This window comes from Paenibacillus sp. J31R34, from assembly GCF_059383715.1.
Genome location: NZ_JBXENU010000001.1, coordinates 484,341 through 510,663, shown reverse-complemented (window position 1 = coordinate 510,663; position 26,323 = coordinate 484,341). Strand labels below are relative to the sequence as shown.

The following is a 26,323-nucleotide window of genomic DNA, read 5'->3' as shown; positions in this document are numbered from 1 at the left end:
CTGATTCATCCACAACATTTGCTATATCCGCAGTATTACTTGAACGACGTGTCATAAGCTTTCTGCAAAATTTCCAAATAACGATCGATTTTCAGGTCCTTCAAGCCTTTCACATAAGCGTCCCAGTCCTTCTCCAAGCTTTTGTTGCCGGTAATAAATTGCAATGCGTTCTGCTCAATGTACGATTTAAGGTTCGTTTGCAAAATGCTCACTTCATCCACCTCGTTCTGATCGACCCAGATCGACCACAGCGGGAACAGCTCCTTCGGCTCATGACCCTGGTACAGCAGGGTGGCCTGATACAATCTGCGCTCATAGCTGGCGGAATCATAAATATCCGTTCCTTGAACAAAGCTGTCCCGGTACTCCTTCGGCATAAAGAAATGAGCGGTTCCGCTCCAGCCCGCATTGCGAGGGGCTTCGCCTTCAGCGGCAGGGATCGTAGCAATTTGCGGCGTTACGCCTTCGCCAAGCGCAACCTCGCCATCCTTTGGTTTTCTCCAGTCAATGCCTTCCATGCCGGAGGCGCCATTCGTCTGGCCTTCTTGCGTGAACATATAATCGACCAGCTTAATTAAGGCGATTTGCTGCTCCTCGGATGCTTTATTCGTAATCACAAACTTGGCACCAGGAGCTACGCCGCCCCCATCATGCGTTGCGTAGGAGCCATGTGGTCCAGTAAGCGGCGGTACAGGGTTGTAATCGGCTGAGTTTTTGTTGCCCGTGTCGATATTTATGAAAATAGCAGGGTGCATGCCCGCTCCCGCTCCCAAAATTTGCGAATCGCCGTTTTCGCCGATTTTTTTGAACGCTTCCGCGTTTTGTGCGAATGCGCCCGGATCAATCAGCCCTTCATCATACAAGGATTTGATATAGCCCAGACCTTCTTTCCATTCGGGCTTTATCGCCGCCGATTCAACCTTGCCGCCCGTCAGGTTCAAATAGTTGCGATCGTCATCGTAGACGAAGCCGTTCATCAGAAATGGAATAACTCGTACGCCAAAATCCTCGATCGAGCCGCTGAGCGGCACTTCGTCGGCCATTCCGTTGCCGTTCGGATCCTCGGTTTTGAACGCCTTGAGCACCGCTTTAAATTCCTCTGGCGTCTTCGGCATTTCAAGCTGGAGTTTATCCAGCCATTTCGTGTTGATCCACATTTTGTTCGGATACGAGCAATGGAAACATTGGCTGTATGCGACAAGGCCGTAAATATTGCCATCAGGCGCCGTGTTAAACGCTTTCAAATCTGCGTCTTTTTCCATGGCCGCTTTGATGTTCGGAGCATATTGCTCAATCAGGTCGTTCAACGGCACAAGCACGCCCTGCTTGCCATATTTCAACACATCAGCCTGCGAAAATTGATCGATGTAGCCCGGAAGCATGTAAGCATCCGGATAATCGCCGCTCGCGAGTGAAATTTGGCGTTTTTCCTTCGCCCCGTCCGGCGGCGTCGTATCGAACTTAAACTTAATATTGAACTTCTCTTCGACGAATTTGGTGAACTTGTTAGTTGTCAGATCGATGCCCGACTCCTGCACGGCAAACATTGTAATTTCAACCGGTGCGGTGCTTCCCGTCTCTTCCGATTGCGAAGCAGGCGCATTGGTCGCGCTGCTGGCGGGCTTATTGTTCTGCGAGCATGAAGCAAGCATCATGCTAACGACCACTGCGATGGCGAGCAGGCCTAACAGTCTCTTCTTCATTGTTGTTCGCTCCCTTTTCATCTCATAATAATAGTTGTCTTTCTTACATTTGCGCTTTCAATACCAAGCCTCACCTCCCTTCATTCTCCAGTTCATCATCAGCCCTTGACCGAGCCGACAAGCATGCCTTGCACAAAATACCTCTGTACAAACGGATAAATAATAAGCACCGGCAGCGTAGCTACGACGATCAGCGAGTATTTCAACAGCTCGGATAGCTGCTGACGCTCCACCTGCTTAAGGGCGTCCGTCACGCCTGCGGTATTGTTCATAATGATGATGCTGCGCAGCACAAGCTGGAGTGGAAACAGATTGGCTGATTTCAAATAGATAAGGGCATCGAAATAAGCGTTCCACTGGCCCACCCCATACATCAGGAACAGCACGGCAAGTATCGGCTTGGACAGTGGGAGGACGATGCTGCGCATAAACCGGAGATCGCTGCAGCCGTCTATTTCCGCCGCCTCCATCAGCTCATCGGGAATCGACGACTGGAAGAAGGAACGGGCGATGATTACCTGCCATACCCAGATCGCATTCGGAATGAGCAGCGCCCAGCGCGAGTCGATCATGCCAAATTCCTTGACCACCATATAAGTTGGAATGAGGCCGCCGCTGAATAGCATCGTGAACGTGATCAGCATCATAATAACGCCACGGCCAAAAAAGCTTTTGCGTGACATCGGATAGGCGATCATAACCGTAAGCGTCACGCTGATCAGCGTTCCCGCCGTCGTATAGAACAGCGAATTGCCGTAGCCCGTCATAATTTGCGGGGTATTGAACAGCACCGCGAAGCCGCGGAAGGAAATATCGACGGGCCACAGCCAGACACGGCCGGAAGTCACAGCTGCCGGACTGCTGATGGAGCTGCTCAAAATATAAATAAGCGGATAAATGACTGCGAGCAGCACAAGTGAGAGTACCGTGTAGATGATGAATAGAAATAACCTGTCACCGGCCGATTCTCTGATTTTCAGCCTGAACGGCTTTTGCTGCATTGCTGATTTTGTCGCTGCCATAGGCGTACTCCCCTTCTTCTACCAGATACTCGATTTCGTAAAGCGTTTGGCTAGGCCATTCACCGTAACCAATAACACCAAATTAATAAGCGAGTTAAACAAGCCGACTGCGGTTGCAAAGCTGTAATTGGCATTTAGCAGCCCAATTCGATACACATAAGTAGCAATAATTTCTGAATTGACCATATTCAGCGGATTTTGCAGCAGGTATATTTTTTCGAAGCCAATTGCCATCACGCTGCCCACATTCAGAATGAGAATAATCGTAATCGTCGGCAGCAGGCCAGGAATGTCCACATGCACAATCTTTTGAAAGCGCGAAGCGCCATCCACTTTGGCTGCCTCATATAACGTTGGATCAATGCCCGCGAGCGCCGCCAAATAAATGACCGCCGAATAGCCTGCCGTCTGCCAAATATCAGACCATACATAGATCGAGCGGAACATGCTGGCCTCGCCGAGAAAATTGATGGAGTCCATACCAAAAAAATTCAAAGCCACATTGGCAAAGCCCAGCCGCGGAGCGAGAAACAGCATAATGATCGATACCATCACGACCGTCGAGATAAAATACGGCGCGAAAGTAACGAGCTGGACGAGCCGCTTGAATCTTCCGCTGCCGACCTCATTTAACATGAGCGCCAGCAGTATCGGCACCGGAAAACCGGCAAGCAGCAGGTAGCCGCTGACGTAAATCGTGTTTTTGACGAGCGGCCAGAACATCGGATTGTCAAAAAACAGCTGAAAGTTTTTGAAGCCTACCCACGGACTGCCCCAGATCCCTTTAATGACGTTATAGTCCTTGAACGCCAGCACCGCATTAAGCATCGGATAGTATTTGAAAATAAGGAAAAACAACACCGGCGGTATAACAATCAAATAAAGCTGCCAATGTTTCCTTAAGCTTCTGCGAGCTTCCTCCGACACTCTTCGCTTGACACCGACGTTTAATATTCGATGCTTCCATACAACCAATTTCTCCAGAACAATCCCCCCTAAGTCGCTGTCTGACAATGAATGATAGCGCTTTCCATAGGTTTGATGATAGGGGATTCAGCCCTGCTTGCGACAGGTACACTTGCGTCGTTTAGCGTACAATAACGCCGTTTTAGGGGGGACAATTGCCCATGGGGCCGTACATTTGGCGGGGAGCCTAGGAAGAGTAGGTGGAGCTGGGAACTACAACGAGCGCTTGGTCTGAATTAACCTTTTGTCCCAGCCAATATGGCAATAATGGACATAAGAAAAAAACCGGCTCTGCTTCCAGCCGATTTACACGTTTTATTTTTTCATTATAGGAGTCTGTTATTTTTTATGAAGATCATAAGCCCTTTGCATGATCTCTACGTATCGCTGAACCCTCATATCATACAAACCTGCTGTGTAGCTGTCCCAATCCTTGTCTAAGTCCCAATCGCCTGTAATGAAGCGCAATGTGCTTTGCTCGATATAATTGGTTAAATTCGTATGCAATATGCCAGCCTCGTCCGCTTCGGCCGGGTCCAGCCATAACATCCAGATCGGAAAAATATCTGTAGGCTCATGTCCTTCATACAGCCTTGTGGCTTCATAAAGCCTGCGTTCATAGCCATCAGGCGTATACATATCCCTGCCCACCACCCAGCTATCGCGATACTCCCTAGGCATATATAGATGCGCCATTCCGCTCCAGCCGGAATTGGTCGACTCCGCTTCATTGATCAGAATTAGGCTTGTGAACAACGGCTTGACGCCGGCACCAAGCGCCTGCTCTCCGGCTTGCGGCTTGCGCCAGCCGATACCTTCCATACCATTTTGGGACGTCGTTTGTCCTTCTGGTGTATACATATAGTTGATGATTTCGATTAATTTGCGCTGTGCATCCTTGCTCGCCCGGGTTGTGATGACAAACTTGGCTCCAGGCTGCATACCGCCTCCTTGATAGGTAGCATAGGAAGCATAAGGTCCCGCAAGCGGGGGGATCGGCACATAATCGTTCAATCTCTCACCTGCGAAAATAGCGGGATGCATCCCTGCCGACGCCCCTAGCATAGGTGCTCCACTATTGTCGCCGATTCTTTTTAAAGCTTCCGCATTTTGAATAAAAGCTCCCGGATCAATCAGGCCCCCCTTGTAGAGCGACCTGATATACGCTAGCCCATCCTTCCAACGCGGCTTATCCGCAGCCGTCTCAACCTTGCCACCTTCCAGCAGCAAATAATGGCGATCATCATCATAAATAAAACCGTTCATCAAATATGGAATCAATCGGACGCCAAAATCCTCGGTCGAGCCGCTGAGCGGGACCTCATCAGCTAATCCATTGCCGTTGGGATCTGAGCTTTTGAACGCTTCCAGCATTTTCTTAAATTCCTCGGTTGTCGCCGGTACGTCCAGCCCCAGCTTCGCGAGCCATTTGTCATTCACCCACATTTTGTTCGGATAGGAGCAATGGAAGCATTCGCTATAGGCTGGCAGGCCGTAAATGTTCCCATCAGGAGCTGTGCTGAGCGCTTTGAGCTCCGAATGCTCCGTCATAGCAGCTTGCACATGGGGCGCATATTTCGCGATTAGCTCATTTAGGGGCAAAATTATGCCCTGCTTGCCGTACTTAAGCAGGTCCGATTGTGAAAATTGATCGATATACGCCGTCAGAAAATAAGCATCCGGGTAGTCGCCGCCTGCGAGCGATATTTGCCGTTTTTCCCTTGCCCCGTCTGCTGAAATAACTTCCCAATTGAAATGCACGTTAAATTTTCGCTCCAGATAACGAGTGAAATCATTGGTTCCAAGCTCTATTCCCGGCTCCTGCAAAGCAAATACATGCAGCTCCATCGGCGCTTCATTCTGCTCGCCTTCATCTCCGCTTACAGATTTACTCTCTTTAGTAGAGCATGAGACGAGCAGCAACAGCCCCGCAAGCGCAAGCATAAGCACAAAGACAGCAATGCCGCTGCGGCCCAGCTTCATCTTCCCTTCACTCCTTCGGCGCCTAATGGGCGTCTAAATATGGATGGACTGCCTGTAAGAGCTTGGCGCCACGCCCACTACCCGCTTGAACGCTCTGCGGAAGGAATGTGAGCTATTGTAGCCGACGCGTGAGGCAATTTCATCAACCGTACAGCCTTCTGTGCGAAGCAGCGAGGTGGCGCGCTCAATTCGGACCATCTCCAGGTAATCGGATACATTCATATCCGTCACCTCCTTGAATAGCTGAGAAATATATTTTTCAGGACGCTCAACCTTCTCGGCGATCCGGTATAAGGTCAGCTCGGAATCGCTAAAGCTTTCGGCAATAAATCGCTTGATGTCATTAGCCGTTTGGATATGGGCATTATTCTTCTTGCTGTTAATAATGCCGCACAATGCTTCAATAATGCCGTCGATCTCTTGCTGAATGTCCGGCAGCATATCTGCTGCCTGGATGCCAATCATTTGATTCCTCAGCGTAGGGAGCAGCTCCGATTGGACGAGCGCCTTCTGATCCAGCAGCTTAAGCAGCGTTCCCTTCAGCTCGCCGACAAGCTGCTGCTTCATTTCCGGAGCTAGCTGGTGCTGATCCGAATTTTTGTCCATCACCGCTGACATGATCCGCTTCGCTTCCTCAGCCTCGCCTGCACGAATCGTGCTGATCAGCCGCTGCTCCATGTCTAGTGGATAATAATAGGTCGCTGTTTCCCGGCCGGAATCGCTGAACCACAATATGCTTTGCTTGCCTGAGAGCTCTGTATACTCCAGCGTTTGCCCTGCCTGCTCAAACGAATGGCTAACATCCATCAGCGTTTGGAAGCATTCTCCAAACGCTGATGACAACGAAATCTTGTATTCGGAATAGGCTGTCCGAGCAAGCCCCTCCAGCGCTTCATTTAACCGCTTACGGTGATCGGCGCCGCCCGTCTGGGCTTTCTGCTCCTCCTGATTCAGCCAGAGCATAACTAAACGGTCCGAGCCAAGATCGGTCATCAACAAGCTTTCCTCGGTTTCGGACAATATCTGCTTCATAATCAGCCTTGCCGCTGAAAGCTCCTTTAATATATCGATGCTATCCATGCCAGAATAGCCGTTAATTCGCAAAATGCCCACGTAGCCCTCACCACCCGCAAGGTTAACGTCCGCTTGAGCCGCAGCAGCTACAACTTCCTCCAGCGTACGAAATTCACCTGCCAGCAGGCGCTTGAGAAAGCCATCCCGAACGAGCGGTAGCTGACGTTCAAGCTCAAGCTCCAGTTGCCGGTTGCTCGTAATCATTATCGAAATATTGCCCTGTAAAAAATCATATTCATTGCGCTCCGCGAAACCGTCCTTGCCGAAATGCTCCTTCATCACGCCAAGCAGCCGGTTAATCGGCGCACTGTTGCGATAGGAGAGCAGCAGCCCCGCCAGCAACCCGAGCACTAAAGCAATGCCGGTCACTAGCCAAGTCATATGCTTGATCTGATTCGCATTCTCCATCAGCACCTGACGCGGTATGCCTGCGCGATAAGTCCAGCCGCTCGTATCGGATTGAATCGTAATGACAAGATCGTCATGGTAAAATTGGCTGCGCTTTGTCTGGTCAAGCTCGGTGGACGTGGAAATCTCTCTTGCCGCTTCCTCCGTTATTCCCCGCAGCCCTACCGTATTCCCATCCGCATCACTAATATGAGCCCAACCGCCGTAGCGGTCTTCCAGTCCAGCAAGCAGATTGGAAATATGCTCCTCATCGATCATAACAACGACTGTAGCTGGTGAGGAACCGCTGAAGCTGTCGAGCGGCAGCGATTGCATATAGGTCACGACCGCGCTTTGCTTCTTATTGCTCATAAATGAACGGAGCGGCATCATCTCGCTGCTATGCGTTCTGCCAAGCACCTCTTCCTTCCACTCATCGAGCGAAAGATCCGTGTAGTGAAAATTTTGGTAATAATGCTCCGAACGGAAGTAGGCAGAGCCTTGGGTGAATATCACGTCATAATTGCTTAAATATATAAAATAATTTTGCAGAAAATCATTCGTCTGGCTAAACGGCGTAACCTGCCTCACCATGCTCCAGATGCCATAGACGTTGATTTCATCTCCATTTTTCTGCTCGTTCATAAGCTTATTCAGATCGGGATTCAAGGCAAGCTGGCGGGTGAAGCCTTCCACCTCCACCATCCTTCGCTCCAATATTTCCTGGCTTCGCTGCAGCTGGGTCACGCTATTTTCGATGGAAATGGATTGCGTTACCGAAATCGAGGTGCGATAGGACACATAACCCGCTATGCTCGGAATGATCAATATAATTAAGTAGGACACCAGAAACTTGCGAAAAATAGTCGTATATTTGGGCACAGCCAACCCACCCTTCTATATAATAGCGCTTTCATAAATAACGAAAGCATGCCCATCGAGCTCCAAAAACGGCCGCACCTACATCATAACCTAACGATGCGAAAAGACAACTACTTTATACGAGAGCGTAGTTGTCTTTATCGTTCATATAGTGGAAAACCAGACTACTGCCCCACTGTCCTACCGCTCTATAGCCATACGCTCCAATATTTGCAGCCCGGCATCAAGCCTGTAAGCCTGACCAGCCTCAAGCTCAACCTTCACGGCAAGCTCGCCGAACCGAACGATCGCCGGTCCCGAGGCGTGAGCGTAGAGCGTGGCTTCTGTCAGCCTATTGTTCTCCCATGCGGCATCTACCTCGATGCTGCCTTTCGCGCGCAAGCCCTTGAAGGAGCCTGACCGCCACGCCGAAGGCAGGGCAGGCAGCAGATGAATAGCTCCTGCATGGCTATGCAGCAGCGTATCTGCCACCGCCGCCGTACCGCCATAATTGCCGTCAATAATAAATATATTCGTATCTGCCCCGGCAACCCCCGCCTTGGAATACGTTAGCAGGTTATCAAAACAGAGCTCGCCAACTAGATGGTTAATGTGCCACAATGCGCGGTCCCCATCATATAGGCGAGAAAACCCGGTTGCAAACAATACCGCCGTAAATTCAATATCCTCCAGTTCATCGGTCATTCGACCCAGCAGCGTCTGCCTTGCGGCTGCGCTAAGCTCAGGCGTATCGCGCGGAGTGATGTGGTTGCTTGGATAAAGGGCAAACAAATGAGCAAGATGGCGATGCTCTGGCTGCGCCTCTTCGTAATCCTCCAGCCATTCCTGCAGCTGTCCTCTGCTGCCGACCTTCAGCGGGGGCAATAGAGCAATCGCATGCTCCAGCTTCGCTTGAAGCTCTATATCCGTTCCGAGTAATTTAGCCGCATCTAGACAAAAGTTGAATAAATCCCGTACCAGCACCTGATCCATCGTCGAGCCCATCGACAATTGCTGCGCTCCCTGCTCCCGATCCGCGGGATAAAAGCTGTTTTCTGGAGAGTTGGAAGGCCCTGTCACTAGCCAGCCATTGGCTGGCTGGACGTCCATATAATCAAGGAAAAAGGCGGCGGCCTCCTTCATAACCGGGTAAGCCTGCTCCGTCAGAAAGGCACGGTCCAGCCCATATTCATAATGCTCCTTGAGGTGCATGGCAATCCATAATCCGCCTGTGACATTAAGCCCCCAGCCCGTCTCCCAGCCAGGTGCCGCGAAGCCCCACGCATTGGAGAATACATGAGCGACCCAGCCCTCACAGCCATAGAAATCTTGTGCAGCCAGTCTCCCCGCATCCGCCAGCCGCTCAATGTAATGCATGAGCGGAACATGGCATTCTGCCAAATTGACGATTTCCGTCGGATAATAGTTCATCTGCGTATTAATGTCCAGATGGTAATCACAGCTCCAGGCCATCCGGTTCGCCTCGCCGTCATTCCATATGCCTTGCAAATGCAGCGGCAGCGGCGAATTTGCACGTGATCCAGCTATCGTCAAATAACGGCCATATTGGAAAAACAAAGAGATAAGCTCCGGATCGTCATGTCCCTCCTGCCGCAGCCGCCGCATGCGCTCATCCGTCGGAAGCGCAGCAGCCTCGGATGCTCCGAGGTCCAGAGCTACACGGGCATACAGCGAGCGGTAATCCGCTACATGCTCGGCTTTCAATTGATCATAGCCTTTGGCGATCGCGGCTGCGAGCTGTTCCCCGCTTCGTTCTTTCCAGTTCTCATCCGCTTGGCCGTAATCCGTATGCATCGCAAAATAAAGATAGGCTTCGTCTGCGCCTGTCACAACAAGCTTATCCGCCCTTGTCTGGACGCTGCCGCCCTGCACGACCAGCTTCACCAGCCCGTCGCACCATACACCGCATGTGCCGTCGCTATGCATATCCTCCGTTGCTTGCCCACGAAAGGCGATCGAATCATCACCTACTGCGACTGCCGAAAACTGTCCTGAGCGGTCCGTAATTCTGAGCGTGAAGCTGACGCTTCCTGCCTGCTCGCCCCCGAACCGCGCTGCAACGATGCCTTCTACATTAGTTGCAAAAGCTTCACGGGTGAACGTCTGGCCTTCGCTTGAATAAGACATCGCTGCCGTAGCTTGCTCCACGTCGAGCTCGCGAATGATATCATCACTCTGATGTCCGAACCGCAGCACCATATCGCAAACGGAAAGGTTGGTGCCGAAATTTTGCTTCTTCGGCTGCAGCTGCTCCTTAGCGAGCCGATCTCCCTCATTATAATCGCCCCGGTAGAAGGCTTCCCTCATCCGGTTAAGTCCCGCTTTTCCTCCTCCGTTTCCGGCTATCCGCTCCTTCTTCCCAGACCAATACGTCAGCTCCGTCATACACCAAGTTTCCCGCTCGCTGCCGCCATAAATAACGGCGCCAATCCGGCCGTTGCCAATCGGCAATCCCTGCTTCCAGTCCTCTCCCGGACCGTTGTACCAAAGCTTCGCTTGACTCACTATGCATCACCCTTCAGCTATATCGTTATGTCCCATTAAAGATCCGCCCCTGCTAAGCCTCGCTTACAAATCGGTTGGTCAAGCTGCCTAAGCCTTCGATTTCAATCGTTACCGTATCGCCATGGCGCAAGTAAACCCGCTGCTCCTCTGGCAGGCCGAGCACAACACCCTCCGGCGTTCCGGTCAAAATAATATCGCCCGGCGACAGCGTCATATGCTGTGAAATATAGCTTACAATTTCGGCGCAGGAAAATATCATATCGCTCGTATGTGAATGCTGCCTGACCTCCCCATTGACGGTACAGGTTATATCGAGCGCATTGGGGTCCGGGATTTCATCGGCTGTTACCAGATAAGGGCCAAGCGGACTGAAGTCATCGCAGCTTTTGCCGAGCAGCCATTGTGCCGTCCGCATTTGAAGATCCCGTGCCGACAAATCATTGACACAGCAGTAGCCGAACACATGCCGGAGCGCCTCGTCCTCGCTAATGTATTTCGCCGTTTGGCCGATGACGATAACAAGCTCCGCTTCATAATCGACCTGTGTCGTTACCCGCTCAGGCAACGCAATATCCCTGCCATGACCAGCAAGCGTGTTGTTAAACTTGTTGAACAGAATCGGGTAGTCTGGAACCCGCGCATTGGTCTCCGCTGCATGCTTTCTATAATTCAAGCCGACGCAAATGATTTTGCCCGGGCGGGTGACGCAAGGCCCCCATCTTACCTCGTCTTCCGCCAAAATAATCTCTCCACACGCCACACCCGGCTGCTCTGCCGCTTTCATGACGCGCTTTGCGTAAGACTCCAGCTGCGCAAGCGCCTGAGCACCGCCCGCAATAATCTGCATAACATCGGTTGGAACAGCGGCGCCCGGCAGCCATTGCAGTGCCGCTTGAATATCCAATATGCCCTCGTTCACCTTCAGACCGAGACGATACATTCCGTCCGTATCAATCGTTACCAGCTTCATTTCATCCAACCGCCTTTATAACAAAATGGTTTATGCATCGATTATGCATCCTTGCCGAAGACGACGCCTCCATCAATATACAGCGGAGAGCCCATCATGAAGGAAGACTCGTCGGAGGCCAGAAATAATACCGCGCTCGCTACATCCTCCGGCTTCCCCAATTGTCCGCCAAGCTGTCTCAGCTTGATGGCTGCAATTGCCGCATCCGGGTCCTCGTACGAGTTTTTCAAATATTGCTCTACAAACGGCGTCATGATCGTTCCAGGCAGCACAGCATTCACCCGGATATTGTATTTGGCATAATCGACCTGCATCGATTTGGCGAGTGACAGCACCGCCCCTTTGGTAGCCGAATAGGAAGCTCTTCGTGCGAGGCCCATCTCCGCAATACAGGAGGACATATGAATGATATTGCCGCTTCTGCGTTCCATCATATAGGGCAGCACGTATTTGGAGGGCAGGAACACGCCGCGCAGATTGACCCGAACGACACGGTCCCAATCCTCCGGTTCTATTTCATGTATAGCCCCTACCCCGCTAATCCCTGCGTTATTGAATAAAATATCGATGACGCCATATGCCGCTATCGCCTGCTCTACCATGGAACGCACGGAAGGTGCGTCCGTCACGTCAGCGTGCAGGAACAATGCCTCACCTCCAGCAGCTTGAATCGCTTTGACGGTTTCTCGTCCTTTCGCTTCATCAATGTCATTAACGATAACCGCAGCCCCTTCACTCGCGAACCGCTCTGCCGTCACTTTTCCGATGCCGGAGCCCGCTCCTGTCAACAGCGCTATTTTGCCATGCAGTCTCATCGCTTTGCTCCTTTCGGTTATCTGATGCGATATTGATCAAAATAACGAGGAATGATTTCAGTCGAAGCTCCCGGCAGCTCCGGCAGCGCATAAAACCCATTTTTGACCGTAGCCGGCTCTACAAAAATCGTCCTGATCCACGGAATGTATTCCAGCATGATCGCTCCAGATGTCGCAGCGACCAAATGCTGATGAATTTGCCCCATATCTCCCACATGCGGACAAATCGGGATATCATAGGATGCGGCAAGCCCCGCTACCTGCAGCCACTCCGTAATGCCCGCGACACGGGTCACATCGACCTGGCAATATTCAATCGCACCCTGATGGATATAATCGCGGAACGCATATTTGGAATAAACATGCTCGCCAAGAGCGATCGGCACATTGAGCGCATCGGCCAGCTTTCGGTGGCCCATAATATCGTCCGGGTTAAGCGGCTCCTCCAGCCAGAACAGGTCGAATTGCTCCAGCTTTTTGCCCCACGTCATCGCCGTGTTGATATTCCATTGCTGGTTCACGTCTATCATAAAAATAGTTTTGTCGCCAATGGCCTGACGGACCGCCTTCACCCGCTCGTAATCCTCATGCGGATCAGACTTGCCCACTTTAATTTTCACCCCTGTGAAGCCCTGCTCGACAATGTCTGTTACATCCTTCAGCAAACGCTCCAAAGGCCAGTTCAGCCAGCCTCCGTTCGTGTTATAGGCTTTAATTCCAGTTGACTTATGCCCGCCAAGATACTGCCACAGCGGCTTGTTCGAGGCTTTCGCCATAATATCCCAAAGTGCAATATCTACTGCTGCAAGCGCCATGTGGGCAATACCCGCGCGGCCAATCCAGTGCATTTTTCCATAACGCAGCATATCCCATATTTCCTTCACCATAAAAGGGTCCTTGCCGATCAGCTCAGGGGCGTAATAACGCTCAATCGTATCGACGATCATATCATCTCCATGCGCACAAGTGCCTGTGTAGCCATAACCAACATAACCCTCATCTGTATAAATCCGAACGCCAGCCAGCCCCCAATGCGTAGCCACGTTAATCGCATCGGTAATCGGCGGATCAATCGGAACATGCAGCACGAAGGTTTCTACCTTTGTCATTTTCATTTTCACGTCTCCTGCCTGTCAGTTAGTAGCCTAGCGATGCGCCGCCTTCGACCGGGAGCGCCACACCCGTAATGAAGGAAGCCTGCTCTGATGCCAAAAAAAGCACGGCCTGCGCAATCTCAGCGGAATTGGCCGGACGTCCAAGCGGGTGCATTTCATCCAAAGTGCGCTTCGCGGCTTCAGCATCGACTTGCTGCTGCACCCACTCTTCCAGCAGCGGCGTCATTACGCCCGCTGGACATACACAGTTGACCCTGACGCCGCTTGGAGCAAAATCAAGGGCCAGCGATTTGGTCATAGCAATAACCGCTCCCTTGGAGGCAGCGTATACGGCATTGTTCCGCTGACCGACTAGGCCATTCAGCGATGCCAGATTGACAATAGTGCCTTTCGAGCTGCGCAAATGGGTGATGGCGTGCTTGATCATTAGATAAATGCCTTTTACATTAACGGCATACAGCCGGTCGAAAGCCTGTTCGTCGATGTCCTCGATGGGCTTCGGACAGATGATGGCAGCATTGTTAATGAGCACATCCAGCCGTCCAAACGTTTGCAGCGTTGAAGCTATTAGCGAAGCAACAGACTCCTCCCGTGAGACATCGGCCTGGAGCGCCAATATTTTTGGAAGCCCTTTCAAAAATTCATTTGTTTGAAGCAGTCCATCCGCCACTCGCTGTGCCTCCGCAGCATTCAAATCCGCTATGACGACGCATGCCCCTTCGGCAGCGAACATCGCTGTGCATGCCTCACCGATACCAGAGCCAGCGCCCGTGACCAGCACGACCTTTTGGTTAAATCGCAAAAGCTTACCTCCTTGGACGGGGTCATCTATTGAAGCTCAGAACCTAGTCGCTTCTGTTTTTTCTGTTGTTAATAAATCCACATAACTATCAACAGAACTTGGCTTAACATTGCAGTTATTGTATCATTGATGTAGCTATTCGTATTTGATCAGGCGGCCATTAATTTGACGATTCATCCGCTAATTTTTTAGTACAAGGATAGAAAATGAGGTGCTCGCATGAAGCTTTTGAACGAGATGACCCCCTATGTCGGCGACTGCATGAACTACTTGTATGATGGCAGCTCCAATGAGAAGCTCCGCGTCTGCAGCGTGTATGCCTTTCATCTATTTACCGACGGACCGGGGGAAATGGAGATTAACGGAGTACGCTACCCGATTGACAGCCGAACGCTTATTTTTCTAAAGCCGGTTGAGCCCCATGCCTTTCATATTACACCCAGCCATCCGCTGCAATCCTATAATCTCTATGCCGATTTATGGGATGATAAGGAGCCGGTTTCCGCCAATCGAACCTTTATTTATGCGCCAGAACCGTTTGAGCTGCACGAAACCTCACGAAACGTTCCTTGTGACGAGCTCGACCGTTTGCCACGCGTCTATTCGCTGCAGCCCTACCCTGAGCTGTATGAATCTTTCGTTATGCTCGCTAAGCTTTATCATAATGCGGCGTTCTACCGGATGGAGATGATTAATAGTCTGTTCTATGCGTGGATGCTGAACTGGTACAATACGGTTCACATTCATCAGCCAACCGATTATCGGATTGTCCGTTTGCTCGCTCACTTGAACGACCATCCAGAGCAGCGCGAGCCGGTCGAAACCTGGTGGACATTTTGCGGTTTGAAGCGCACCTACTTCCATGCCCTGTTTCTGCGTGAGACCGGCCTAACGCCCAAAGCCTATCATCACAAGCTGCTGATGAGGCGGGCTTCCAATCTCCTGCTGGAAACCGAGCTGAGTGTAACCGCCATTGCTGAGCGGCTCGGCTATCCCTCCATCCACCCGTTTACGCGCCATTTCAGCGCCTGCTATGGCGTCAGTCCGAAGCAGTATCGACTTCAGCCGCAAGCAAGAGCGTAATGATACCTTAACGTTGGGGCTACTTCGCCCACGCGAATAGGCCACCTTTTGCCCGGTGGCCTATTCGTTGGTTTATTATTTATCTAATGATAATCCAATACGCTAGCCATATGCCGAAACTGATCAAGCAAATCCAGCTGCATTTATTTAATAAAAAGCTTCATCAGTTTATTATAGATAGGATGAATCATATAACCCGTTGGATTAACCGAATACCTTTTGCCTATATTCAGCTGGTTGATCTGCTTCATTTCATCACTGGTCAGCTCAAAATCAAATATCTGACTATTTTCTTTCATTCTTTTTGGGCTCGATGATTTTGGAATAACGATGATGCCTCGCTCCAAGTGCCAACGTAAAATGACCTGAGCCACTGTTTTATGATGATAATCAGCTATTCTTTTTAAATCCGGATGCTCCAATAACGCTTTATTCCCTTGCCCTAGCGGCCCCCATGCCTCATGCAAAATCTGATGTTCATTGAGATACTGATGCAGGTCATTTTGGGCAAATTGGGGATGCGTCTCAATTTGATTGATCATCGGTGGGATTTTAGCATGCTTCATTAATCGTTCAAGGTGTTGAATCTCAAAATTTGCAACGCCAATCACTTTGATCTTCCCTTCGGAGTACAGCTCTTCTATCGCTCGCCACGCTTCCAAATCATTAGGTGCGGCAAAATGAATCAAGTACATATCCAGATCATTTACCTTCAGCTTTTTGCAAGTTTGCTCAAAAGCCTTCCTGGTCGCTTCATAACCAAGATCTGTATTCCACACTTTAGACGTGATAAAAAAATCCTCACGCGGCAGACCGCTTTTCTGTATTTCTCTTCCTAATGCTTCCTCATTGCCGTAAATTTTAGCGGTATCAAAATGCCGATATCCGATTCGAATCGCCTCGCCGATCGCCGTTTCAAACTCTTTTGCTTTCGTTATTTTGTATACTCCAAATCCCAATTGCGGAATTTCAACCCCATTGATCGCTCTTACTGTTCTATTTTCAAAAGTCATATTCATGCTCCTCTCGTTTGATAAAACTAAAAAGTGATTAATGTAATATATTAAATATTAATTATATCTAGTTTATTTTAAAAAAAGAGAAGGTAACCCTTTTTCAGTTCAAAAAGTCGGTTAACCTCACTTCTTTTAAGTTATTGTGCATATCCACCTCAACGGTTTGCAGACTGGAGGCAATCTTTTGTTTGACTGCGTCTACTTCTTTCCCTTGAAGTGTGGTATCGGTATGAAGCTTGAACAGCGTTTTGCCAGGTTCGACCGCTAAAAAAACATCTAATAACGTAATTTCTGCTAGTGGCTTTGCCAGTAGAATGCCTCCCTTCGCTCCTTCTTTAGCAAGCGTCAGCCTAGCATTATTCAGATTCCTGATGACTTTAACCGTCGTTGGGACGGGAATATTCAATTGCTCAGAAATCACTTTTGTAGACAAAAAGTTAGAGCAGTTCTCCTCCGCAATGCTGTGAATATAGAGCAATATGGCAATTCCTTGCGATAGAGCTGTGGAGTATGACATTTCAAACTCATCCTAACTATTGGCTATTTTATGTATACTATATATTATTTATATTTAGTTTTCAATAGACATTTTGATATCCCTATTCCCAACAAAGGATTCGGCAGATTACCATGCTGTGAACGTCGAAAATCCCGGCGGGGAAGCTCCCGCCAGGCTTTTGTTATAAAGATTAGAATTCAAGTCATTAACGCTAAGGCTCCTTTACCGCTTCTTTTTTTAATTAATCTCCAAATAATCAAGGTAAGCATCCCATGTGCCGTCATCCGCTGTTACAATAAGCTCAATCACTTGATTTCCGGTTCCATGGCTGACATTGTTTAAGGTATAGACCGCTGGATTGCTCCCGCCGAAGTAGAACGTCCCCTTCGTCTGTCCACCGATTTTCAAGTCGACTCTGGCCATGCTGGAGTTGTTCGAAGCACCACGCAGTGAAAAATGATGAGTGCCGCTCGCAAAATATTGCGTGTATTTCACCAAATCATTGTTGGCATATAAAGCAACTCCGTTGAATGGCGAGCTGATATTCCCGGTGTACTGGCCGCTCTTTGTCATACTCTCAGCTTCCACTTTCGTACCTGCACCTGGAGACGGAATTGTACCGCCACCGTCAGGAGCAACCGCTCGGCCCGTGGTCGGCGAGATCATGCCGGTGCAAAGGCCGCGGCTCTTGAGGCTTTGAGCAATCTGCGGGATTGCTTGGCGCGTAGCCTGGAACTGGTCATGCATCAGGATTACGTCACCGTTTTGCAGCCTGCCCGTGGCGGCCACGATCTGGGCGGAGGTGGCACCGTTCCAGTCCAAGGAGTCCACGTTCCACATCACTTCTGTAAGACCGTTTTGAGCCACGACAGATTTCAAAGTCGAGTTGGTGGCACCGTACGGCGGACGGAACAGCTTCGGCGCGGTTCCGGTAATGGACTGAATCGCCTGCTGCGTCCGTGTAATTTCCGTCGTCATCTGCGAGCTGCTAAGTGCAGTCATTTGCGGATGGGTATAGGAGTGGTTGCCGATCCACATGCCCGCGGCCACTTGTTCCCGCACCAGAGACGGGTTATTTTGTGCGTTTTGTCCGACGTTGAACATCGTTGCGCGCAATCCAGCCTGCTTCAGCGCATTGAGCAGATTTGTCGTGCTTCCGGGATTGGGGCCATCGTCGAATGTTAAACCTACGTAGCCGTTCGGACAGTTCACATCAGCAGCACTGGCTCCTGGCACCATTGAGCTGGAAATTAACGTAACAGAAAGCGCCAAGGTCAATAATCCACTTACTAGTTTTGATTTAAACATCATGTACCTCCTAATAATAAAATACTAGTATAGTTTATCTCGTTCCTCCGTACCGCTGCAGCTCTCTCTCTATCAGGCATTTTCCATATCCGCAGCATTCCCACAGAATACTGCGGATGCATGCTTTACAGCCATCTCATTACTGCAATCTTAAATAATCAAAATCAACAAAACCACCCGTTGATTTAGTCGCATAATTGAACAGAGCAAAACGGTATCCCATAAAATGAGGCAACGTATAAGACATTTGGAGCGTATTGCCTATAGACGTCCAATTTGTGCCATCAAGACTGTAGGAGAAATAGGCTTTATCCGTCTGATTTGTGAAATCACAGAAAAGCTTAAAATACACGCGATCCTGAGTGACCGGAACATTTGCCACTTCAGTCATCGTTCCCGAGCTGGCATTTACCATCACAATGGACTTCGAGGCTCCGGACATCTTCACACCAACAAAGCCATATTTAGCCTGAAAAGCCGCAAGACCAGCATAATCTCCATCCTTCATGCCGCTTGTTTCCATCGCAATGCTTCCTGTAGATTGGGGACCAAATGTCCTTTGCGTAAGTGTATTTCTGGCATCAAGAATACTTGCGCTCAGCTTTCCTGTCGTCAGCCTCATAAATCCGGGCCGCTGTGCAAGGGACCATTTTGTATGGTCAGGATTGTGATTCCACTGCCAAACCTTTGCAAGAGTCGCCCCTGACGAAGCCATTCCTGTAAACGAAACATCGTCTACATAGAAATTCATGAGGTCATTTGCCTGATTTGGGGTTGAATTGTAGGGTGTCTCAATAAAAATAAAGGTTTGCGAGAGATCGGCACCAGCCGGAAGTGTATAGGTTCCTTGAATTGTGCCCCACTGGCCTTTGGTTAGCGTACTAGAGCCAAGAATGGATATCCCTGTGTAGCTTGGACCGTTTTGGATATTAAAGTTGAAGGTTTTAGTGGCGGGTCCGTCGGTATATTTAACTTTTGCGGAAAATTGATAGACGCCGCCTGCCGTCACTTTACCCGTAATGACTTGTTTTAGGCCCGCAGCTGTTTGCTGTCTGCCGCTAACAAATAGGCTTTTTGATCCGCTGACATAGTCTGTCGTAATTGCTGCGACCGTTGCCGTATTGTTATTCGTCCAAGGGCTTATGGTTGCATCTTCAAATCCTCCGTTTACAATGAGCTGACTCGGGGCTTGAGCCGAAGAAAACTCATCTGATGCATAAACCTTCTTCACCGGATATCCCTCAACAGGAAGATTCATTGTTAGAGGTGCCTTGCCGTTAACTCCGAATACCGGCCAATTATTTGCCCAGGTAACCGGAACAATATACGGCATACGTCCGATTGCCCCACTGTCTTTAAACAACATGGCATACCAAGCGCCAGTAGCCGTATCAACAATCCCTCCCTGTGCTATGCCTGAATCCTTTAATGAAACCTGACCTGTATAGGCTCCGGTCAAGCTGCTTGCACGATAGGTTAATTGTGTGCGCCCGCTTCCCGATGGCCAGCATATAAGGAATACATAGTACATTCCGTTGATCTTTTGTATGTGTGCGCCTTCGGCCTTGACTATGAAGCTGGACCCTGCAATGTTACTCGAACTCGGAATGATGATCTGATTTAGTCCACCTGATTTGATCGATTTTGCATCTGTGGAAAGCTCAATGATTCTAATATCATCACTGCCATAAACCAAAAATACACGATCATTATCAAAAAGCAGCGATGCATCATGATAATAGCTGCCAAGCACGGATGATGTCCAAGGACCCGTTTCTATGTTGCTGGTTTGATAAATATAGGTTCTGCCGGTAGAATTAGAGCCGAAGGACACATAATAGATTCCGTTATTATATCGAAGGCTGCTTGCCCACGAGCCTCTTCCATACTCGCTTTGCCCGTTATTAAGATTTTGTGCATCATTGTTGGCATAGGTATCGTAAACATAATTTACGATTTCCCAGTTTACAAGGTCATAGGATTTCATGATGGGAACGCCAGGATTCATGTGCATAGTTGTGCTCGTCATATAAAAAGTATTGCCCACCCTGATCACATCATTGTCTGGAGCATCAGCATATACAAACGGATTTGTAAAAGTGGCAGCTGAAGAAATCGAGATGTTTGACATCATACCCATGAGTAAAAGTAAAATCGATAAAAAAAGAGATATTCGCTTATACATATTAAAATCCTCTCCCAAATAAATTTGTCGTTCATTAATTTCCAAATAATCTACGTAGGCATCCCAAGTCCCGTTATCAATTAAGATTATTTGCAGCTCCGCCAGTCGCTTGACTCAGCTCGGTTGTCATGCCCACCTCCTATATTTTTTCAAACTCCACTTTCCCCAACATATGTGATTCCGAAACCGAACCGCCCCTAGTATTTCTCGCCAAAGCCTTTGTAAAGGTTCGTGCTCCGATTGTTGGTTTTAATACCGTCTTCATTGGAAATATGGCCTACACCACATTGAAAGCGCTTGCATTTGTCCGAAATAAAACACTTTGCAGGAAGCCAGTGGAATAAACACACATCGTGCAATTATGCTGCCAAGCGTTATTAATTGATAATTTTTTCTAAATATTGAAAACGTTTTCCATTCAATCCTAACATATTTTCTCAAAAGTTTAGTTATACTATTTTTGGATTTTGTTGTAATTTTTTTGTTCGTTATTAGGCGATTTCACTCGGCTCACATTCATTTGATCTGTAGCGTAAAAAAAGCCCACGGATGCTTCCTGTATAATGAAGTCACCGCAGCAACCATTACATGGGAAAAACAAACCGTGGGTTATAATTATCATTGGGCAACTCTTCAATGAAATGCGATTTTATAGACCTCGCAGCCTCACAAGCCTAATCCTTTGTTCCGGCCATAAAGCCGCGCCCGTTCGTGCCAATATATACTTTTCCGTATTCCTGACGGTCTGCCACCATAACCTGAGGCTCATTTCCGATTTGCATTTGGGGCGAATTAATCTGTACCCATGTGCTTCCCCTATCATCCGAACGGAATATTCCCTTTATCCCGCCAACCTCTCCATATATAAAAGCTGCTGGCTGTGTCTGTCCTGGCGCCGCTTTGCCGAATGCAAACAATCTAGCCTCCTTGATCTGATCCAGCTTAGTAAAAGAGGCTCCTGAATTAGCTGAGACATGCACGCCATTAGCACCTAAGCTAATCCAGAGCACGCCTTCCATTCCGGGAGCCGCCTCAATCTTCACAGGACTTCCCCCTGGCAGTGGCGTTTGGTTAGCGATGGACCAGCTTTGTCCTGCATCCGAGCTCACATGCAGATAGCCCGATTTATAGGCATAAAACTTGCTTCCGTCCACCCGATCAGCAGCTATCGGATGATTGTATGAAAATATCATACTCCCGCCCACCGTACCCGTCGGCGCCCCTGTCATAGCCTCCCATGTAGCTCCCCTGTCTGTTGTCCTCACTGGACTGCCAGATTGGGGGAACCATAGAATCGTATTAAGATCTGTAGCGGAATAAGCCAGTCTGCCCAGCTTAGAGCCCGCAGGTACAGGGCGGGCTTCCATTGTCAGCCCATTATCTGATGAAACGAACATGCGGGTAACTGTTCCATACCAGTCATCACTCCCGATAAAGGCCATATATTGTGGATTAGCTTCGTGATAGTCAACACTAACCATCTCCCGCATCGAACTCATGTCCAGCCTCGCTGCAGGCGAAGCATTCACATCCATATGACGAAAGCCAATAACATCGGCTACACCCGTGAATAGCGGTGCTCCTTCTGGCGGCGCAGCTCCTGTGAGGGCAACCACCTCTTCATGACCTTTAGATAGGGTCTCCCATTTTGTCCACAACGTCCCGATGTCCTTTGTTCGGTAGACGCCAAACCAGTCTGCGGAATAAACGGTTCCGGCATGATGAGGGTCAAACACGACAGTAGAAGTGGCTGAAAAAAACATATTGGGCTGCCACCAGCCGGGTTTGGAGGTTTGAGCCTTGTTCACTAGCGTCCAGCTCTCTCCCTTGTTGATGGAACGATACAACGGAAGCTGGGCTCCGCCTGTCCTGACCGCTGCCAAGAGATGGCTGTCATTATGAGGATCAATATCAATGCCGTAATAGGACGTATATGCTGCATTAGGCGTAATATTGCTCCAGCTTCCGTCCTTATACCTATGCACTCCATTATTGGGCGTAGTTACATACAAAGACCCATCCTGTCCCGCGGCCAAACGAGCCGGATGTGCAGGACTTCCCGGAATCAGATTCCAAGTAGAGCCATCGCCTCGTGTCTCATAAATTCCAATTCCCATTACACCGACATAAAGTGCTGTCTCTAGGTTAGCTGCCCCGGGAACGCTACCGAAGATCAAGCTGCGAATCCCTTTGCCGCTTGTCCCGGCGGGAACCTCATTTACTTTGGACCAGGTTTGTCCTGCATCCTGACTCCTATACAAGCCGTCATATCGGGTACCCGCATACACCATGTTAGATAGACTCGGGTGAACTGCAATGCTCTCCCCCATGGCCCGCTCCACATTGCCGTTAGCCTCATTGCGCTTGTTCAAATTTGTTCTGGACCACGTATTTCCGCGGTCGGTAGATTTCAGAATATCACTGGGGGATGCGCTCCCTGTTTTTCCAGCTGATACATAGACGATATCAGGGTTTTGTGAATCAAGCGCAATACCATCAATTCCATACAAATTGCTCTGCTCCGGGCCCAGTCCGTCCATTAGCGGAATCCAGCTTGAATCATTCGGGTCCAGACGGTATGCCCCGCCAACGTCAGTGCGGATATACACCAGATCCGGTTCAGACGGATGAATCACAATTCCTGTCACATACCCTCCTCCCCCGATAGATACATTTTTCCACGTATAGCTTTCCGATGATACCGCATACGCTGTGTTGCCGGGCAGCAGCACAACAACAACGGTCAACAACGTACCAAGCATTTTTCTCCAGTCCATATCTGTTCCCTCAATTCCTGCAAAATTAGAACGCCATCACGTTCCCTGCCTATCACATTCTGCAAAACTTCTACTTCCCAAACCTTGAAATCCCAAACCCTACAACAGTCCCCTCACCTACTTTACTCTCAATATTCAACCCTCGACCATAAAGACGAGTCAAGCGGCTATGCGTATTCAGCAGCCCAATCCCGCGATTTTCTCTTCCTGCCGGTTTCAACAACCGGCTAATCTGCTCCTCATCCATTCCAATCCCCGTATCCCTCACATAAAATTCCACCGTATCCGCTTGCTGTACAATACGAATGCCCAGCGTTCCGCCCTTGCGCTGGCTTAGCAGTCCATGCCTGACCGCATTCTCTACTAACGGCTGAATGATAAGCGGTGGAATCGGCATGTCCTTATCAACATCCTCCTGTATTTCCCACTCGATCTTAAGCCGCTCGCCAAAACGCTGCTGCTCAATATATAAATAATTTTCCACCAGCTCAAGCTCCCGCGACAGCGGTACCAGCTTGCCTGTGGTGAGAAAGTCAAAGCTAATACGCAGGTAAGATGTAAACGCTTCTGCTAGATTTCTCATCTTATCCGCATCAATTTCGCTTAACGCCAAAATCGAGTTCAAAGCATTAAACAGAAAATGCGGCTGGATCTGCGCCTGCAAATAAGCGGCCTCCATGCTTAATCGTTCATTAACCGCCTGCTTGAGCGATGAAAGAGACCCCGCCCGATACCTTAGCTCCAGCGCATCTACGGGCTTGGTAACATAATCGTTCGCTCCCGCCACAAAACCGGCATAAATGTCTTCCGGCTCGCTGCGCGCAGTCAGCAAAATAATCGGCAGCTCATACAGCGTAAAACGCTCGCGAATTAACCGCGTCAGTGCATACCCTGACATGCCTGGCATCATAACGTCTGCAATAACAAGGTCCCACTGCTCACGGTGGAGCTTGTCCAATGCTTCTTGCGCGGAAAACGCCATTTCAATATGGTACATATCCGCGGACAAAATATGAACCAGCACCTTCAGATTGACAGGATCATCATCAACGGCCAGCACACGAATTCGTTCAGCACCTCCTTCAGACTTTAAAGCAGGCAGATCGACTTTGGTTAAATCATAACGGGCGGCTGCTATTGCGTCCGCTCCTGCTGCAAGCTGTGCGCCGACAGACGCCAGTGATTCCGCTTCCTTTTTCACAAGAATCATCGGTTGAGTCAGCGCGTCTTCCACACTGTCATCAAATACGGACAAGTTAAAGCTGAACATACTTCCCTTGCCCGGCTGGGATTGGACGAACAGCTCGCTGCCATGCAATTCGACCAAATCCTTGCAGATACTTAGCCCGAGCCCAATTCCCCCTCTGCCAGAAGCGCCTTGCTCGTAGCGCTTGAAAGCACGCTTTTGCATCAGCTCATCCATACCCACTCCTGTATCCGTTACACGTATCTGCACTTGCCTGTTTATGAGCTCAGCAGCCAGCTCCACGCTTCCCTCTTGGGTGTATTTCAATGCATTGTGCACCAAATTAATAATAATTTGCACTAATCGTTCTTCATCGGCATAGACACGCGGCAAATTTTCCTTAATGTCCATCCGCAGCTTAACCTTCGTGCCCTCGGTCAAAAACCGCAGCATATCCAGCACACCAGCAGCTACTGACTGAACTTTCACCGCGGTCATTCGTACTTGAATCCTTTTATCCTGGAGCCTGACGACGTCCAGCAGATCATTCAGCATAAGCGACATCCGGCGGCTGATCATAATGAGCAGCTCCATGTCGCGCTGGCTTTGCCCATCCAGCATGTGTTTTTTTCTTGTCAGCACGCTTTGGGCAATGTTCATAATGCCGTGCAGCGGCGTGCGCAGCTCATGCGACGTATTGGCGAGAAAACGATCCTTCAAGCGATTCGACTCCGCCAATTGGGCGTTGAGCGAAACATTTTCATGCCAATTGTGATAATATCTTTTAAACCAATGGGCCGAGAAGCTGGTAATCGCAGCAATTAAATCGACCGGATAAAACATATATTGCGACGTTCCGGCGTAATACACCGTTCCCCACAATATATTATTAATGACACATACGACGGAAAATAAGAGAAATAATGCGCCTTCTGCCTGATTTAACACCATTTTCATAAAATAATAGGTCGTCCAGAACAAAGGGAGGTAATACAGCATCATGTATAGCCCCGATTCTATCGAATACAGCACCAGCTCTAGCGGTCCCATTGCGACAAAAATCGTATACGCCGCTAGTAGGCAGACATAGCTATAAAACAACAGGCCTTTGCGGGTAACCCCAATAAAAGCCCTGCCCATCATGAGCAGAAAGAAAGAGAACCATGTGTACGCATAAGCTTTCAGCTTCAACGTCCCTCCAAAATCAGTAGGGATTAACTGGAATAAAAGCCCATGGTGATATACGGCAACCGTCATGGCCGCTGCAATCATCATGAGAAAAAACATAATAAATTCTGTTTTTCGAACATTAATCAAATAAATGATCAGCGCATATAACGCATGCAGCAGGAAAATGACAATGACGATTAGCTGAAAAGCACTGGAATAGGTATAGATTCGGTCAATGCCTTCTTCTGTGCCCATCTGTACAGAACGAATAATGCCGCCGTTCAGCGGCGCTTCATAATTAGATGCTCGAACGAACAAATCCAGCTCCACTTGATTTTCACCGTCATAGCTCACCTTGAATGATTTATTTTCGGAAACATGTCCTTCCTGCCCCTCGGCAAGCTCGCCGAACTTGGCCAGCAGCTCCCCGTTAATCTCCACCTCCGAAGCGGTATAAATGGATTGAAACCACACGCTAAATGGCTCCACCGAAGGCCGATCAAGCAAAATCCGCACATAATACGTTCCGTATCCGTATGCCTCTTGATCAGCATGGTCAAAGGCCGCATTCCATTTGCCTGGCACCTGAAGCAGCTGTCCCTTAACAGCGCTTTCTACATTAGACGCGCCAACCCATTGCCCCGCATAAAATAACCATTCTCCGTCCAGCAGAAACGGCTTGGATTCATCCAAATCTACACCGCGCAAATCCAGCACGCCTTGCTTTACCGTTGGCGGTTTCTCTACGGTGAGCTGATTTTGCCAGCTCCAGCGCACAGCAATCAGCAGCAAAACAAAAAATACCAAGTAAATCACGTGGCTTAACTTAATCTGTTTTCTCAAAATGATTATAAACCCCTCATTTACCGTTACAT

Annotated in this window: 17 protein-coding genes; 1 reads left to right on the top strand and 16 read right to left on the bottom strand. The window is 49.2% G+C overall.

All coding sequences use genetic code 11. The features are described 5' to 3' along the window. Nucleotides 1-35: 35 nt before the first annotated feature. From AC50YG_RS02135 to AC50YG_RS02090, 10 genes are all read right to left on the bottom strand, one after another. On the bottom strand, nucleotides 36-1,703 hold the full coding sequence (locus AC50YG_RS02135) for an extracellular solute-binding protein (RefSeq protein WP_494824372.1): 1,668 nt from the start codon (nucleotides 1,701-1,703) through the stop codon (nucleotides 36-38). 98 nt (nucleotides 1,704-1,801) lie between these two features. Continuing rightward, the gene (locus AC50YG_RS02130) at nucleotides 1,802-2,725 is read right to left on the bottom strand and encodes a carbohydrate ABC transporter permease (protein ID WP_473761458.1); all 924 of its coding nucleotides are present in this window, start codon (nucleotides 2,723-2,725) and stop codon (nucleotides 1,802-1,804) included. Nucleotides 2,726-2,743: 18 nt separating this feature from the next. Further along, a complete protein-coding gene (locus AC50YG_RS02125) occupies nucleotides 2,744-3,679 on the bottom strand; it encodes an ABC transporter permease (RefSeq protein ID WP_473761460.1) in 936 nt (311 codons plus the stop codon). A gap of 351 nt (nucleotides 3,680-4,030) precedes the next feature. Beyond that, nucleotides 4,031-5,674, bottom strand: a complete 1,644-nt coding sequence (locus AC50YG_RS02120; protein ID WP_494824368.1) for an extracellular solute-binding protein — start codon at nucleotides 5,672-5,674, stop codon at nucleotides 4,031-4,033. Between the two features lie 33 nt (nucleotides 5,675-5,707). Further along, nucleotides 5,708-8,017 (bottom strand): AraC family transcriptional regulator, encoded by a 2,310-nt coding sequence (locus AC50YG_RS02115; protein WP_494824367.1) that lies wholly within the window; start codon nucleotides 8,015-8,017, stop codon nucleotides 5,708-5,710. A 180-nt stretch (nucleotides 8,018-8,197) separates the two neighbouring features. Next, nucleotides 8,198-10,522 carry a glycoside hydrolase family 95 protein gene (locus AC50YG_RS02110; RefSeq protein ID WP_494824365.1) on the bottom strand — a complete coding sequence of 775 codons (2,325 nt, stop codon included), beginning with the start codon at nucleotides 10,520-10,522 and terminating at the stop codon, nucleotides 8,198-8,200. 52 nt (nucleotides 10,523-10,574) lie between these two features. Further along, a complete protein-coding gene (locus AC50YG_RS02105; RefSeq protein ID WP_494824364.1) occupies nucleotides 10,575-11,492 on the bottom strand; it encodes a fumarylacetoacetate hydrolase family protein in 918 nt (305 codons plus the stop codon). Between the two features lie 41 nt (nucleotides 11,493-11,533). Next, on the bottom strand, nucleotides 11,534-12,307 hold the full coding sequence (locus tag AC50YG_RS02100; protein WP_494824362.1) for an SDR family NAD(P)-dependent oxidoreductase: 774 nt from the start codon (nucleotides 12,305-12,307) through the stop codon (nucleotides 11,534-11,536). A gap of 17 nt (nucleotides 12,308-12,324) precedes the next feature. Then, the gene (locus AC50YG_RS02095; protein WP_494824360.1) at nucleotides 12,325-13,422 is read right to left on the bottom strand and encodes a mandelate racemase/muconate lactonizing enzyme family protein; all 1,098 of its coding nucleotides are present in this window, start codon (nucleotides 13,420-13,422) and stop codon (nucleotides 12,325-12,327) included. A gap of 22 nt (nucleotides 13,423-13,444) precedes the next feature. Continuing rightward, nucleotides 13,445-14,224: an SDR family NAD(P)-dependent oxidoreductase gene (locus AC50YG_RS02090; RefSeq protein ID WP_494824358.1), complete on the bottom strand. Its 780-nt coding sequence runs from the start codon at nucleotides 14,222-14,224 to the stop codon at nucleotides 13,445-13,447. Between the two features lie 219 nt (nucleotides 14,225-14,443). Between AC50YG_RS02090 and AC50YG_RS02085 the strand changes: the two genes are divergently transcribed. Continuing rightward, nucleotides 14,444-15,307 carry a helix-turn-helix domain-containing protein gene (locus AC50YG_RS02085; protein WP_494824356.1) on the top strand — a complete coding sequence of 288 codons (864 nt, stop codon included), beginning with the start codon at nucleotides 14,444-14,446 and terminating at the stop codon, nucleotides 15,305-15,307. A 143-nt stretch (nucleotides 15,308-15,450) separates the two neighbouring features. Here AC50YG_RS02085 and AC50YG_RS02080 read toward each other — a convergent pair whose 3' ends face one another. The 6 genes from AC50YG_RS02080 to AC50YG_RS02055 form a co-directional block, all read right to left on the bottom strand. After that, entirely contained in the window at nucleotides 15,451-16,326 is an 876-nt protein-coding gene (locus AC50YG_RS02080) for an aldo/keto reductase (RefSeq protein WP_494824355.1), read from the bottom strand. Nucleotides 16,327-16,423: 97 nt separating this feature from the next. Then, nucleotides 16,424-16,840 (bottom strand): RrF2 family transcriptional regulator, encoded by a 417-nt coding sequence (locus AC50YG_RS02075; RefSeq protein ID WP_494824354.1) that lies wholly within the window; start codon nucleotides 16,838-16,840, stop codon nucleotides 16,424-16,426. 219 nt (nucleotides 16,841-17,059) lie between these two features. Next, entirely contained in the window at nucleotides 17,060-18,130 is a 1,071-nt protein-coding gene (locus AC50YG_RS02070) for a polysaccharide deacetylase family protein (protein ID WP_494824353.1), read from the bottom strand. A gap of 139 nt (nucleotides 18,131-18,269) precedes the next feature. After that, nucleotides 18,270-20,315 (bottom strand): beta-xylosidase family glycoside hydrolase, encoded by a 2,046-nt coding sequence (locus tag AC50YG_RS02065; protein ID WP_494824352.1) that lies wholly within the window; start codon nucleotides 20,313-20,315, stop codon nucleotides 18,270-18,272. 674 nt (nucleotides 20,316-20,989) lie between these two features. Continuing rightward, on the bottom strand, nucleotides 20,990-23,092 hold the full coding sequence (locus AC50YG_RS02060) for a WD40/YVTN/BNR-like repeat-containing protein (protein WP_494824351.1): 2,103 nt from the start codon (nucleotides 23,090-23,092) through the stop codon (nucleotides 20,990-20,992). Between the two features lie 70 nt (nucleotides 23,093-23,162). Further along, entirely contained in the window at nucleotides 23,163-26,291 is a 3,129-nt protein-coding gene (locus tag AC50YG_RS02055) for a hybrid sensor histidine kinase/response regulator (protein WP_494824349.1), read from the bottom strand. Between the last annotated feature and the right edge of the window lie 32 nt (nucleotides 26,292-26,323).